This window comes from Deltaproteobacteria bacterium, from assembly GCA_028818775.1.
Taxonomy (GTDB): Bacteria; Desulfobacterota; Binatia; order UBA9968; family JAJDTQ01; genus JAJDTQ01.
The window spans coordinates 1-13,522 of record JAPPNE010000090.1 but is presented as its reverse complement, the minus strand read 5'-3'; the positions used below and the strand labels follow the sequence as shown (position 1 = coordinate 13,522).

Here is a 13,522-nt window from a genome sequence, read left to right as displayed (position 1 = left end):
GCGATCCAGGAGAAGTACCTGGACCCGGGTCTATCCCCGCGCGTGCGGGGGAACCCGGAGGGCGATCCAGGAGAAGTACCTGGACCCGGGTCTATCCCCGCGCGTGCGGGGGAACCTGGAGCCCCGCCACCTTGTCATAGAAGGCTTGGGGTCTATCCCCGCGCGTGCGGGGGAACCGGAACATGCAGCCCGACTTGGCATTGCGGGCAGGGTCTATCCCCGCGCGTGCGGGGGAACCGCGCGCCCGTTGTCTCCCAATAGGTGACGGCCGGGTCTATCCCCGCGCGTGCGGGGGAACCGCGTCCTGCGCCGGAACGGCATACCCTCTTTCGGGTCTATCCCCGCGCGTGCGGGGGAACCGCCGTCCTGTTGCCGGCTGGATCCTGCAACGGGGGTCTATCCCCGCGCGTGCGGGGGAACCTGAACGCGGACCTCGGCCTTCCAGTCTTTGAGGGGTCTATCCCCGCGCGTGCGGGGGAACCCCGGCCGGCGGCCTGGTGCTCGACCTTCTTGAGGGTCTATCCCCGCGCGTGCGGGGGAACCTTTTCGATCCAGACTTCCACGCGGACCGGCTGGGGTCTATCCCCGCGCGTGCGGGGGAACCTAGATGGCGAGACGCCGCTCCCGGCGTATCCAGGGTCTATCCCCGCGCGTGCGGGGGAACCATGCCCTACCGGCGGAGAATCGTCCAGGTGGAGGGTCTATCCCCGCGCGTGCGGGGGAACCGAGCAGCCGCTCAAGAGCCGGGGCGCCGTCCAGGGTCTATCCCCGCGCGTGCGGGGGAACCTTCGTCGCCGCCGGGAAGATCGATGCGGAGCTGGGTCTATCCCCGCGCGTGCGGGGGAACCGGCTTCCGGGTGCGTCCTGGCGATGATGGCGAGGGTCTATCCCCGCGCGTGCGGGGGAACCGAGCAAGAGCACGGCCAGAGATCCCGCGAACGGGGTCTATCCCCGCGCGTGCGGGGGAACCCTTCTTCTTCGGCCGCTTCGCTCTTCCGATGCGGGTCTATCCCCGCGCGTGCGGGGGAACCGGCCGACGAGGATGTGTGTGAAACGTGTGAGGGGGTCTATCCCCGCGCGTGCGGGGGAACCGCCTTCGCATCATCCATCAACTTCTGATTCTCGGGTCTATCCCCGCGCGTGCGGGGGAACCCCTGGCCGTACATCGGCTCCAGGGACCGGTCGGGGTCTATCCCCGCGCGTGCGGGGGAACCTCCTCCGTATTGTTCACTACCCGGATAGGCTCCGGGTCTATCCCCGCGCGTGCGGGGGAACCACTGCTCTAGAGCGATCCCACCATACCTGCCAGGGTCTATCCCCGCGCGTGCGGGGGAACCGCCCGGTTCTCCCGGTCGTCCAGGTACGGATGGGGTCTATCCCCGCGCGTGCGGGGGAACCGCCCGGTTCTCCCGGTCGTCCAGGTACGGATGGGGTCTATCCCCGCGCGTGCGGGGGAACCCCACGGAAATCTGAGGCGCTATGGCTCTTGTCAGGTCTATCCCCGCGCGTGCGGGGGAACCGCCGGCGTAGTCTCCCTGCCGGAGCGCCGCGAGGGTCTATCCCCGCGCGTGCGGGGGAACCGTACGGTCCGCCTTCGCGGAGGAGACCGACGAGGGTCTATCCCCGCGCGTGCGGGGGAACCGTCACGGCGCTGGAGATAGACGCCCCGGTGAAGGGTCTATCCCCGCGCGTGCGGGGGAACCACACGGAGCGATATCTCAGGTACCGGAGCGAGGGGTCTATCCCCGCGCGTGCGGGGGAACCACGGGCTCGTACCTCGTCCGGCGCCTTCAGCGGGGTCTATCCCCGCGCGTGCGGGGGAACCAAAGCCTGCCGCTTCCGCAGCGCCTTGAGTACGGGTCTATCCCCGCGCGTGCGGGGGAACCTGGCGCGCCTTGCGGAACCGCACGCCATCCGTGGGTCTATCCCCGCGCGTGCGGGGGAACCCGGATTGTACTGGCGCACCTGATCCATGTTTAGGGTCTATCCCCGCGCGTGCGGGGGAACCACAAGATCAACGACCTTCATCCAGAAGTCGCGGGGTCTATCCCCGCGCGTGCGGGGGAACCACGACGAGCGCCAAGGTCGCAACCTTGGGCGGGGGTCTATCCCCGCGCGTGCGGGGGAACCCCAGCAGCGAGCTTACGCGGATCCCGTCGTCCGGGTCTATCCCCGCGCGTGCGGGGGAACCGAACCACGTCAACAGATGGTTCCCGGACGCCAGGGTCTATCCCCGCGCGTGCGGGGGAACCAGGCGATTTCCGCCCGGTCTTCCGACACGTCGGGGTCTATCCCCGCGCGTGCGGGGGAACCCTCGACGTGCGCGTGGAGGTGTCGCCGCTGCACGGTCTATCCCCGCGCGTGCGGGGGAACCGACGACGACGACGACGCGGAGGTCCATGTTCAGGGTCTATCCCCGCGCGTGCGGGGGAACCAAGCTCGACGCGCTCCGGGAGACGGTCGACCAGGGTCTATCCCCGCGCGTGCGGGGGAACCGACCGCCGAGGCATGGACGTGTACCGCGACGTGGGTCTATCCCCGCGCGTGCGGGGGAACCAAGCTGATGAGCTACCCGTCGAACGGCGACCAGGGTCTATCCCCGCGCGTGCGGGGGAACCTCTTGCACCCTCCCGGCGTTTCTGACATACGGGGGTCTATCCCCGCGCGTGCGGGGGAACCTAGGGCGTGCCCGTGCGCACGTTGTACGTTCGGGGTCTATCCCCGCGCGTGCGGGGGAACCCGCTTCTGCTCGTGGGCGTGCGTCAACGATTACGGTCTATCCCCGCGCGTGCGGGGGAACCAGGGACCGGCCCTTGGGGGCGGGGCGCTCCAGGGGTCTATCCCCGCGCGTGCGGGGGAACCTCCACCGAAATGTCCCTTGCCCGTTTCATCTTGGGTCTATCCCCGCGCGTGCGGGGGAACCGACTATTGGGTGAACCGGTCCACCGTGCAGTTGGGTCTATCCCCGCGCGTGCGGGGGAACCGTACCAGCGGACCATCCGACCGCTACGGACGCGGGTCTATCCCCGCGCGTGCGGGGGAACCTGACGGCGCTTGATGTTGAGGAAGTCCGATTCGGGTCTATCCCCGCGCGTGCGGGGGAACCGAAAAAGGGCCCGAGGATCGACGTGACGGCACGGGTCTATCCCCGCGCGTGCGGGGGAACCGACGGGGGAGTGGTCATGATCCCGGGCGTCGGGGGTCTATCCCCGCGCGTGCGGGGGAACCACACGCCGGAAGCCGAGGGTCTGGATCGCGACGGGTCTATCCCCGCGCGTGCGGGGGAACCATCTTGGTTCCGCACGTCCAGTCGGGGTCCTGGGGTCTATCCCCGCGCGTGCGGGGGAACCCGATGAGACTGGAATTTCGGCGGGCGACACGCGGGTCTATCCCCGCGCGTGCGGGGGAACCGTTCACTGCCCTTACCGGCTGGCGGTAGATCAGGGTCTATCCCCGCGCGTGCGGGGGAACCTTTCCATTCTGAAAAAGAGGGGCTTTGCCCTCGGGTCTATCCCCGCGCGTGCGGGGGAACCGTACGGCTGCGACGTCGTCGGCACCCAGTAGGGGGTCTATCCCCGCGCGTGCGGGGGAACCGGAAAAGCCTCAAGTATCCGGGCGGCGGCGACGGGTCTATCCCCGCGCGTGCGGGGGAACCGGCGACCAGAAGATTGCCCTGGTGGACCACGAGGGTCTATCCCCGCGCGTGCGGGGGGAACCTGGTACGGCGGATTGTGGGACGAGATAGTCAAGGGTCTATCCCCGCGCGTGCGGGGGAACCGGGATCGGATCCCATCACCGTCTGCTACAAGCAGGTCTATCCCCGCGCGTGCGGGGGAACCACCTAGACAAGAGTACCGGCGCCACTGTGCTTGGGTCTATCCCCGCGCGTGCGGGGGAACCTCCTAGACGCGCACTGTCTCTCCGGACAGCACGGGTCTATCCCCGCGCGTGCGGGGGAACCGACGGATGTGATATCTCCAAGGCGACGATCTGGGGTCTATCCCCGCGCGTGCGGGGGAACCCCGGCGCGGCGGGCGGATACGACCTAGTGTTCGGGTCTATCCCCGCGCGTGCGGGGGAACCGTTCTCGCAATTCGGCAGGGGACCCATCACGCGGGTCTATCCCCGCGCGTGCGGGGGAACCGTGGCGAACGGCGTCTGCCCGGGGCTGCTCTCGGGTCTATCCCCGCGCGTGCGGGGGAACCCTGCACCTGCTCCGTCTTGCCCATCACGTCCCGGGTCTATCCCCGCGCGTGCGGGGGAACCCTTTTCACGTGTGCGGCGCAGAAACCGGTTTGGGGTCTATCCCCGCGCGTGCGGGGGAACCTCTGGCGGTGTGGGTGGTCGCCTGGGTGAGCCGGGTCTATCCCCGCGCGTGCGGGGGAACCACGTTGGTGCGAGCGCGTAGCCAGTATGGTGCGGGTCTATCCCCGCGCGTGCGGGGGAACCCCTTGCAGCTAACTCACTGATATTACAAGTTTTCAAAGAACAAAGGAACGAAACGTCCTTCAATTTCGTTTCAGGAGGAGAACGCCGTCGGCATCGACAATCTCTTTCGGGGGCTCGCCAAGGGTTTCGATGCGGAGGTGTCCAGAGGCGGTGACGTCACGCCAGACCATCACGATTGCCCCGCGGCCGAGGGACCACCACCATGACTCGACAACGTCCCATACACGTTGACGGACGCCCGTGGAGAGGTCCGGCGCGACATACACGCCGGGGGCAATTTCCAGCATGACGGATGTGAGGAAACCGCGATAGCGAGCCTCGACATCGCGGGTGACTACGATGGTCATAGGCATGTGCAGTCTCTCATGTCTTCAAATCGGCTTCCTCGAACAAGGTCTTGATCCGGTCGATCATTGCCGGGATGATGCCCTCCCGTGCCAGGGTTTCGCCGGTCATGCGACGGGTGGTGCGTTCGATGTTTTCGAAAGGTCGGTCCGCGACACGCTTGGCTGCGCGGAAAGCGCACGGGATGGTTACACTGTCCCGGTGCAGGTCGGCGATGTCGAGGACGAAAGACTGTCCCGGGTCTTCGTGTATGAAACCGAGCTGCGGGATGGTACCGGTCGAGGCCACTGCAATCGCCGCGGCTGCCTCGACGGCACTGGACGCATGATTCAAGGCTTGGTTGGCCAAATCGGCCGCCTCAGGACGCGCGCGGTCATAATGCCGCCCTTTCCATTCGATTCCGATCTGCTTGGCGATCAGACGGTAGGACTGCTTCATGCGCGCGCCCTCAATTCCGCGGAGCACGTCGAAATTCCGGTGCGGCAGCACCTCCCCCAGCCTCCAGGCATACATGCGCCGCGCAGTGTCGAGACGCTTCTTGTCGTCGGCCCAGGCGCGCGCCTGAGCCCGGGCGAGGCCAGATCGGTCCGGGATCAGGGGTGGAGCCGTGTACATTCTGACTCCATCCTCACCTATCGCGGCGAGGGCCGTGCGGGCGTGCGCGAGCAGTCGCAAGGCGTCGTGGCTCACGGTGGAACCAGGACCCAGGAGGATCATGGAGATACCCTGAAGCGGGATCGCGTAGTCTCCCGGCAACAGCGCGTCCGCTCGGGTCCCCTCGCCTTGAAGGAACGCCAGCGTCCCGTCGCGCGCGGTCAAGGCGCCCCGGGCGAGGTAAAGAAGGCCGGCGCGGTCGCTGTGCGGGACCTTGGCGCTGTCAAGGCCGAGCCTACCCTTGAGCATTATCGTCCCAGTGCCGGCCTTGACGCCGGACGAAGGAGAAGCATGCCGAACCCGTAAGCTCGATGGCGCCCGACACCCTTTGCGAGCAGCGTCTTGAACTGTTCGGGGTCCGTTACGGTCAACGCGCCGTGGAAGGTAGCGTCCGGACCCTCGGGGCCGGCGTTGCCGCGCGAGACACGAAGCCTCTGGAACCGGACCAGTCGCGTCGCCTCCCTGTCGAGTTCGGCCGCCGACCCAAACCGCTCCGCAAGCCAGTCCAGGTAGACGGTTTCTCTTGTCTGGCCATCCTGTTCCATGCCGTCCGGTTTGTCCGGATGCCGGCGTAATGCTTCGACGTGAAATGCGTCAAGCTCCGCACCCCTGCGCAATGCCGTCTGGCTGCCCGCGACATCGTTCTTGAGCCTTCGCACAGGCCTCACCCGCACGTCGAAACCGAGCCGCCGGCCTTCCACCCATGCATCGGGCATGGCTTTGCTCTCGAGCCGTTCAAGCTTGAGCACGCGCAGGTGCTCGGGGAGGGCGTGGATTCGCGCGCCCTCGCGCAGACTTTCCGCTTCGTTCTCACAATAGCCGTAGAGGCTCCCCACGGTTTGGCGTGCGGCCACCAACAGGCGAAACGGACGCAACGCGCCCGGCCCGAACGTCTCGTCCAGGAGGTGATGCAGTGCACGGCCTTCGTCGAAGCCCGCCACACTGCCGCGATGGCGGAGCCAGCCGCGCTCGCCCGCACAGCGTGCCAGTTGGTTCATCGCCACGGGCACGCGGATCAGGAACAGAGGATTCATGAATCTGCCCCCTTTACATGTCCCTCCACCACCTCCCGCGACCCGGCGTGCAGCCCGGTCCGCCAGTTCCGTACATCCGGAAGGTCCACCACACGCTCCACCGAGTCGCCGGTTTCGGGCCCTTCCCCAACAGGCCACAGCGCACGGAACGTCCCCGAACCTGATAGCGCGCACAGCGCCGCGTAGGCCGTGTCTCCATCGACCCATCCGTCCATGAGCCGGCACGCCGGCAGGCACGGCTTGCGTCCGATGAAAAGCGGGCGAGCCGGACGCTCGAGCGCATCGGCCAACTCATCCAACGTCGGATCGACCTCCGCTGGGTCGAAACGCATCACCACCCGTACCGCCTGGTCCACCAGGTAGTGCCGTGTACGGCGATGGGGGGCGCCATAACTCGCTCCGTCACGTCCCTCCGGCGTCCCGAAAGTCGTCCAGCCCTTGTCGCCCTTGCCGAGTTGAACATTCTGCACGTCTATGACGACCCCGGACGCGACCGGTTCCCGTTCGCGCCGCGCGGCGAAGATCAGCCGATCCTGCAAGGCCTGATGCGCGGCGCGATCGGACCAGTGGCACCCAAAGGCGTTGGCCGCCAGGCCGGTCAGCATCGAGGCCGCGGGAAATTCGCGAGTCGGATTCTCCTGGTCGATGGCAACGCCGCCGAAGGCCATCAACGGGGCCTCCAGACGAATGACCAGCCACTTGTGGCTCATCCCAAGGCTCCCGGCAGCGTCTTCGCCCAGTTGGCGAGCGTCGAGAGAGAACCCCGTTGCGCCCGCGGCAGCTCGATGTCGACCAAGCTCATGACGTGTCTCTCCTCCGCGGTATCGTAGGCCTCGTCGAGCCGGGTCAGGTGAGCACGCAACGCGGCCGCCGCATCCTCGGCATCCGGCGTACACCGATGGCGGTACGCCTCGGCCAAGGATCGCGGTTGGCGGTCGCCGGCTTCAAGCAGCATCAGGGAAGCGCGCCCATAGGGCGCCGTCGAACCGAGCTTGGCACCGGGAGAAACCTCGGCGATGAGATAGACGAGATTGTGCAAGACCGCGCCGGACAACTCGACGTCCCCACCAAGATTCTCGATCAGCAGCGGCAGATCGACGACCACATACCCGTAAAACAGCCCCGAGGTCAGCTCGGTCTCCTGGATCGTATCCGCCCCAGGGTCGTCCTCGGAAAGGTCGTCCACGGCCGTGAAGTAGTCGCTCTCGGCTTCCTCCTCGTGCACGGTGAAGGCGTGGGCCACATGGACCGGCGCGGTGATGTTGGCTTCGGGATCGGACGTGACCATCCGGCCGAACAACGCCGACGTGATCCCGGCGGGGAGCTTGGCGTTGTCGCGCATGGTGCTGATGTTGGCCCGGAACGCCGTCTTCCAACTCGCTGCCGCCTTCTTGGCCGCATCCGCATCGCCGTTGGCTTCCTGGGCCAGACGCTCCGCTTCCCCGGCGAGCCACGCGATCTCCGGCGCACCGAACAGGAGCGTCTGCCGGTTCGTCCTGGTTGTGCCCTTGTCCCCGTAGACCGCTTGCTGAAACTCGGGCTCCAGCACTTTGACCACGTCTTCCGGGAAACGGTCGGATAGCGGGGCGATGACCTTGCGTGTCACCAACTCTCGTGAACGGAAGGCGGCTTCCGTTCCGTCGATTCGGATCAGCGCGTGCGGATCATCCGTTTTGGCCCAGTGCCGCTTGAGGCACTGCGACGAGACGCGCGTGCGCAGCACGCCCCCATAGGGCAGCCGCTTCGCCAGACCGGAGTCGTCGCGGTTCAGAAGCGCGCCGGTGTAGGGACTGAGGGTATGGATCTGAAGAAAACGGGGTGCGGTCATTCCTTGGCTCCTTCTTGGTTGGTTTGGTGTTCGCGCTCGGCCCGGTCCAGCCGTCGGTAGTACGGTTCCGCAAGTCGCTGTGTGCTGTACTTGGAATCCGGGTCGAGCAGTGTCCAGGCGATGTCCACGACATTGACGCCGCTGTTGGGTTGTCGCGTGCGGGCGATGGCGCGCGCGACACGGGTCAACAGCACTTCCCGCTGTTTGCCTCGTGAAGCGATGAGTTGTCCGAGTCGGTGCTCGCTCACCGTCGGACGCGGCGCGGACGTCCCCGGCCAACCGGGATCGCCTCCGTCACACAACACCGTCCCCAAACGACGCCTTGGGTCGTGCAGATCCCAGCGTGCCGACGGCTCGCCCTTGGGCGTGAGGATGGCCATGATGTGGACGATACCCATCCACGGCTCCTGGTCCCGACCGATAGTGTCGGGATGCTGCGCCGCCAAACGCCAGAAACCGGCAGCGCCGATCCCACCGTCCATGCGACGCAAGTCCGCCAACGGTCCTGGTTCAAGGCGTTGCAGCATGCGGGCCGCGGCAATGGCGGCGCGGCCCACTTCTTCAGAATTCGACATCGATGTCCTCCTGCCTCCCGGCCTGTTGAAGTTGCGGATCCAGCTTCCACACCCGTGAGCGGAACGCCCGGCGGGCGCGGGCTTCGGCCCTCGGACGCTGAATGGATGCGCAAGGAACGCTGGACATGGAGGTTTCCAGCTCCGAGACGGCGGCATCCAACAGGGCAAGTCGGAACGCGCGTCCCTCCACTTCCTGAACGCCGGTGTCGTCCGAGTCCTCTGCAAAAAGCCGCCGCCAAAGGTGAGGGAAAAACAGCCTGTCGGCCACGCGGTCGAACCGCTCTCTCGCGGATCTCGAAGTCGCGTACTGGCCTTTACCCACTTGATCCCAATCACCACGTCCGGCCAGGAGGGCAATGGCATTGCGCAGCGCCTCGTCGAATGCCTTGATCTCGTCCAGTTGCAGCTTCGACAACTTTCCTGCGGTCACTGATTGAAACAGGCGAACGGCACGATCCGGGACGGGAACAACGCGGCTCTTGAAGCCCTCCGTCTTGCTGTTTCCGCGGGCCAGGGCTTCGGCGACCAGCACGCTGTCCGTGACGTTCTCGTCGGGTCCGGGTTGTGCCAGCAAAGGGACCTGCCATTCTCCTCCAAACAGCAGATCCGCCAACCTTCTGTAGTCGAAGTCGCCGCCGCCCAACGTCAGAGCTTTGCGTTCGTTGATGTGCACCGGAGCCCACGGATCGCCCACGTACCCGCGGTAGACCCTGGCGTCGATGCGGGCAGCCTTCGAGACGGCCCTGACAGCCGAGAGCCCTCGTTCTGACTGGACGAGGCGGACTCGCCGGCAAACTTCAATGAACCATGGGTCCAGGGTGCGTAGGTCGAGTTGGCTGCCCTCCGGCCAGTCCAGACACCAGAGAAGTGCTGGACCACCCTCGGAACCGAATTCGGAACCGTGGCCCGCGCGCCGTTCATGGAGGAGCCGCTCGACATCGCGCCGCCACCATTTACTCGGGTTGAGCCGGTAGTCTTCGCCGTGCGCCGGAACGAGTCCCATCATCGGCCGGCTGGAAGACCCACCGTTCATGCGGGCGATACCGTAGTTCCCGGCCCCGTCGTAGCCGGCGGACGTCTGCAAAGACACGAGCGCGAACAGCCAGTCTTCCGGCTCGACATCACGGGCGACCGTTTGCTTGATATCGTGGTTTCGTGCCGTGATGAGCAGGTCCAACGCGTCCGGTGTTGGCACTGGCGACCACTTCAGTCCCGCGGGAACCGGCGGTTGCAGAAAGGCTGGCTGGGTATCGTCTTCTGCCACCATGCGCCAAGGGCTATCGTCGGTGTGGTTGGGCGTCAGGGCGCGTAATATAACCGTCCATTCATCAGCGTCGCTCGCCAGATCCTCCCGCTTGGCATTCCAAAGCGCCAATGCGCCAAGCTGCACCAGAAACATGTGCCACGCGGGGCGCTGATGGGGTCTCAGGGCCGGGAACCCCGCCACCTCACCTCGGGCCATCGCCGCGAATAGCTCCGATAGTGAAAGGCGTTGTACCGTCGATACTGAAATGATGCGGTGGGTCAAAAGGTTCATGCGCCTCTTCCGGGTTTCTCCACACTCTTTGCGGAACCAAAACAACGGGTAAGTTCTTAGGAAATATTTCTCAGCATGAAAAGCCGCCTCACGACGAAGCCTGGAGTCCCTTGCGCGAGTAGGTGAACTCGCGTTCGCCCACCAACAGCACCAACCCATCAGGAACCGCGCTGACGGCAACCGCTTCAGCATCCATTGACGAAATGCCTGCCGACCAGCGTGCCGGCAGCGTAATTTGCGAGATACGATTCGCGAAAGGACTGACCGGACTGGGGTCGAGCGTCAACACCACGCCATCTTCACCCAACCGCGTCATCACGCGTTCATCAGCACTCGGAAAAGGAGTATCCTCGTACCGATGTTCTCGGTCGAGCCGCCGCAAACGGGCCAACCCGCGCTCGGCCGCCTCGACACCTCCCAACTTCCGCTCGTAACCAGCCCAAGCCTCCCCTTTCTCAAGGATCAGTGCCTCGGTACGCTCTGGATGGGTGGCGGCTTCCACCAGCGGCCGGTTCATCTCCGGGATGCGCCAAAGCGGATCGTCATCGATCAGCCGCCTCGTAAGCTCCACCACCGGCAGGTCCCGGTAGATGCCATGGAACTCTCCCTGATCTTCCCAAGCACCCAGACCGTTCTCGAAAGCTGGAGCCGTCAACCGGTCAAGCCCGTCCGCGGGCGTGAGCACGATGGTCCTGGCGTCCTCGAAGCCCGCGGGACGCGGCAACAGATGCCGGTGCAACCGCCCGATACGTTGCAACAGGACATCGACGGGGCACAGATCCGTGATCAGGTAATCGGCGTCGATGTCGAGCGATTGTTCCAGAGTTTGGGTCCCGATGACGACAACACCCATCCGAGGGCGTTGTGGGTTCGGCGCGAGCGCCTCCTCGACAGCCCGATCCACGAGCGCTCGATCCTCCGGGGCGAAACGGCCGTGATGGAGCGCCGGGCCGCCGGCGGCCTGTAACAGGAGCACTGCCCCGCCGAGTTCCTGGACAGCCTCCCATGTCTCTACCGCCTTCGTTACCGTATTGCGGATGATCAGAACCCGCGCTCCCTGCTTAGCCGCATTCAGAGCTAACTCCGCGGCCCGTTCCGGCGCCATGTCGTCGAGCTCCAGCCGCACTTCCTTCGACCGTCCGGTCCCCTCTGCCCGCCTGGGCTCCGGTTCACCACCGACCCACACAGCCGGATAGCTCGTGACCATGGCTTCGGCGAACTCCGGCGATGCTTTGCCGGTCCAGCGTACCCGTGCGCGTGACCCCAGTGTGGCGGACATCAGCATCGCGTAGCCCCCTAACGCCAGATGTGCATCCAGCAGATGAGCCAACACCCCGGTCATGTAGGCATCGGATGCGTGGACCTCGTCGATGACCAGCAAGCTCCGGCTGAGGGCGCTGCCCCGCAGGTGGGCGTGCTTGACCTTCAGGCCCGCCAGCATGGCCTGGTCCACTGTGCCCACCGCAACGGTCGCGGCGAGGAAGCGCGTCGCATGTTCCGCCGCCCACCGTGCCGGCACGCTTCCCGGCTGGTCTTCCCAAAGGAATTGCCACCCTGGAAGACGGCGCCCCGTGGCCTCTCCCGCCGCCAGCATCCCCGGAACGGCAAGGATCGCCTCGGGGCCGTGGTCCCCGAACACCCGCTTCATCGCCTTGTTGACGCGGCCGTGTAATTGCCGCGCCGCCGCACGGGTGGGAACGGCAAAGTAGAGCCCCTCGACGCGGCCCGCGGCGAAGAGTTGCGCAAAGCGCCAGAGCGCCGCCTCGGTCTTGCCCGAACCCGTTTCGGCTTCGAGGATCACCAGCCTTTCGTCGCTGCCGATTCTGCCCACAACGGCCTGCGCGGGATTCGGCTGTGCGTAACCGGTCAACTCGGCAAACGACAGAAAACGACGACGCGAGAGACGCGCGACATCGAGTCCAAGCTCCGTGACGGCGCAGGCTGCCCGGTCGCACGCCATTTCATCGTAATCCTGATCGAAGGTCCCGACGAACTCGAAGAAACGCTTGTCCGACCCGACCCAATCGGCCAACGCGACAAGACCGGCGAAGAAGTGGACGAACCTCGGGTGCTCGGGCAAGGGACCGCCGTCCGTGAACGCGTCTCCGAACCAGCGACGTACGGCATCCGCCATGGTGGCCGCCTGCCGGCGCCAGTCGTAGTGCGGGAGCGTGGGCCAATCCGCGGCCGCGGCCTGCGAACCTTGCTCGATGGGTCGGCCGTGGTGCGACAGACTCGCGACGAGCAAAGGCTCCACCCCTGCACCCCACTGCACGAGGGACTGGACCACCTCCCGGAAGGGATGATCCGGCAACTTCCAGGAGAGTTCCAGGAAAGGCAGGCTCTCGGGCACGTGGCCTCGCTCGGGCCAAGTCCATAGGCCCTCCCGCCAGCCCTTGGCCTGAAACGCGGGATGCAGCTTGCCGATATCGTGCACGAAGACGATGGCTCCCAACCGAGCGACGGTCTGGCGTGACAACGTCATTTCCGCCGCCTTTTCGGCCCGGGCGCGGAACACCGGCAAATCCAGCAGCCGCTGGAAGACCGCGGCGACGTCCATGGAATGGTGCGCCAAGTGGTGAGTAGGACCGTCGCGGCCGTCCGTCTTGCCCCAAGCTGACCGGTTCATCTCGTTGTTACTCATTCCACCCTTGTATCATTCATGGCGCCTCGTTCGCGCTCGCAACTGTTCCGGCACGACCTCATGGACACTCCAACACCGGGGCGTCCCGTCCTTGCTTCCGCACCGTGGTTGCAGAACAGGAAGACCTTACCCACAAGAGCTAACAGCCAGGAGTGACATTCGGGGTCACACCCGATCAACAATCTTGCGGGCTTCGTCGCGGACCTTGTCGCGAAACGCGGCGGGGCCTATGACCCGGACTCCCCCGCCGAAGTGGAGCACCCAGCCCACCAGCTCGGGCGTATCGGCGACCCGGAGCGTAAGGGCCAGGCGCCCGTCCCGGGTTTCGTGGACCTGCTGGCTGTGGTGCCAGATGCGCCCCTTTACCCATGCGGTCGTGGCCTTGTCGAACAGCAGTTCCAACTCGATGGGCTTGCCGCGCATCACCACGAGGGAGTCCTTGACGTAGGCGTCGAG

9 protein-coding genes and 1 CRISPR repeat array are annotated in these 13,522 nt (G+C 66.0%); all 9 genes read right to left on the bottom strand.

Going from position 1 to position 13,522, the window contains the following annotated elements:
* Positions 1-26: 26 nt before the first annotated feature.
* A CRISPR array of direct repeats spans positions 27-4,449; the repeat unit is 29 nt; unit sequence GGGTCTATCCCCGCGCGTGCGGGGGAACC.
* Between the two features lie 59 nt (positions 4,450-4,508).
* The gene (cas2e, locus tag OXU42_11150; protein MDE0029942.1) at positions 4,509-4,802 is read right to left on the bottom strand and encodes a type I-E CRISPR-associated endoribonuclease Cas2e; all 294 of its coding nucleotides are present in this window, start codon (positions 4,800-4,802) and stop codon (positions 4,509-4,511) included.
* Positions 4,803-4,812: 10 nt separating this feature from the next.
* Positions 4,813-5,697, bottom strand: coding sequence for a type I-E CRISPR-associated endonuclease Cas1e (gene cas1e, locus OXU42_11145; protein MDE0029941.1), 885 nt, complete (start codon positions 5,695-5,697; stop codon positions 4,813-4,815).
* Positions 5,697-6,482, bottom strand: a complete 786-nt coding sequence (gene cas6e / locus OXU42_11140) for a type I-E CRISPR-associated protein Cas6/Cse3/CasE (protein MDE0029940.1) — start codon at positions 6,480-6,482, stop codon at positions 5,697-5,699. The genes cas1e and cas6e overlap by 1 nt, the downstream gene beginning before the upstream one ends.
* Positions 6,479-7,192 carry a type I-E CRISPR-associated protein Cas5/CasD gene (gene cas5e, locus OXU42_11135; protein ID MDE0029939.1) on the bottom strand — a complete coding sequence of 238 codons (714 nt, stop codon included), beginning with the start codon at positions 7,190-7,192 and terminating at the stop codon, positions 6,479-6,481. The genes cas6e and cas5e overlap by 4 nt, the downstream gene beginning before the upstream one ends.
* Positions 7,189-8,310, bottom strand: a complete 1,122-nt coding sequence (gene cas7e / locus OXU42_11130; GenBank protein MDE0029938.1) for a type I-E CRISPR-associated protein Cas7/Cse4/CasC — start codon at positions 8,308-8,310, stop codon at positions 7,189-7,191. The genes cas5e and cas7e overlap by 4 nt, the downstream gene beginning before the upstream one ends.
* A complete protein-coding gene (locus OXU42_11125) occupies positions 8,307-8,885 on the bottom strand; it encodes a hypothetical protein (protein ID MDE0029937.1) in 579 nt (192 codons plus the stop codon). Before OXU42_11125 ends, cas7e begins: the two co-directional genes overlap by 4 nt.
* The gene (locus OXU42_11120) at positions 8,872-10,422 is read right to left on the bottom strand and encodes a CRISPR-associated protein Cse1 (protein ID MDE0029936.1); all 1,551 of its coding nucleotides are present in this window, start codon (positions 10,420-10,422) and stop codon (positions 8,872-8,874) included. The genes OXU42_11125 and OXU42_11120 overlap by 14 nt, the downstream gene beginning before the upstream one ends.
* A gap of 88 nt (positions 10,423-10,510) precedes the next feature.
* Positions 10,511-13,066: a CRISPR-associated helicase Cas3' gene (gene cas3, locus OXU42_11115; GenBank protein ID MDE0029935.1), complete on the bottom strand. Its 2,556-nt coding sequence runs from the start codon at positions 13,064-13,066 to the stop codon at positions 10,511-10,513.
* A 165-nt stretch (positions 13,067-13,231) separates the two neighbouring features.
* Positions 13,232-13,522 (bottom strand): WYL domain-containing protein (locus tag OXU42_11110; protein ID MDE0029934.1); only part of this gene is annotated, 291 nt, incomplete at its 5' end.

Bases quoted from the DNA above. Each gene is read 5' to 3' on its own strand.
- cas7e (MDE0029938.1), bottom strand. From the start codon at position 8,310: ATGACCGCACCCCGTTTTCTTCAGATCCATACCCTCAGTCCCTACACC.
- cas5e (MDE0029939.1), bottom strand. From the start codon at position 7,192: ATGAGCCACAAGTGGCTGGTCATTCGTCTGGAGGCCCCGTTGATGGCC.
- OXU42_11125 (MDE0029937.1), bottom strand. From the start codon at position 8,885: ATGTCGAATTCTGAAGAAGTGGGCCGCGCCGCCATTGCCGCGGCCCGC.
- cas6e (MDE0029940.1), bottom strand. From the start codon at position 6,482: ATGAATCCTCTGTTCCTGATCCGCGTGCCCGTGGCGATGAACCAACTG.
- cas2e (MDE0029942.1), bottom strand. From the start codon at position 4,802: ATGCCTATGACCATCGTAGTCACCCGCGATGTCGAGGCTCGCTATCGC.
- OXU42_11120 (MDE0029936.1), bottom strand. From the start codon at position 10,422: ATGAACCTTTTGACCCACCGCATCATTTCAGTATCGACGGTACAACGC.
- cas1e (MDE0029941.1), bottom strand. From the start codon at position 5,697: ATGCTCAAGGGTAGGCTCGGCCTTGACAGCGCCAAGGTCCCGCACAGC.
- cas3 (MDE0029935.1), bottom strand. From the start codon at position 13,066: ATGAGTAACAACGAGATGAACCGGTCAGCTTGGGGCAAGACGGACGGC.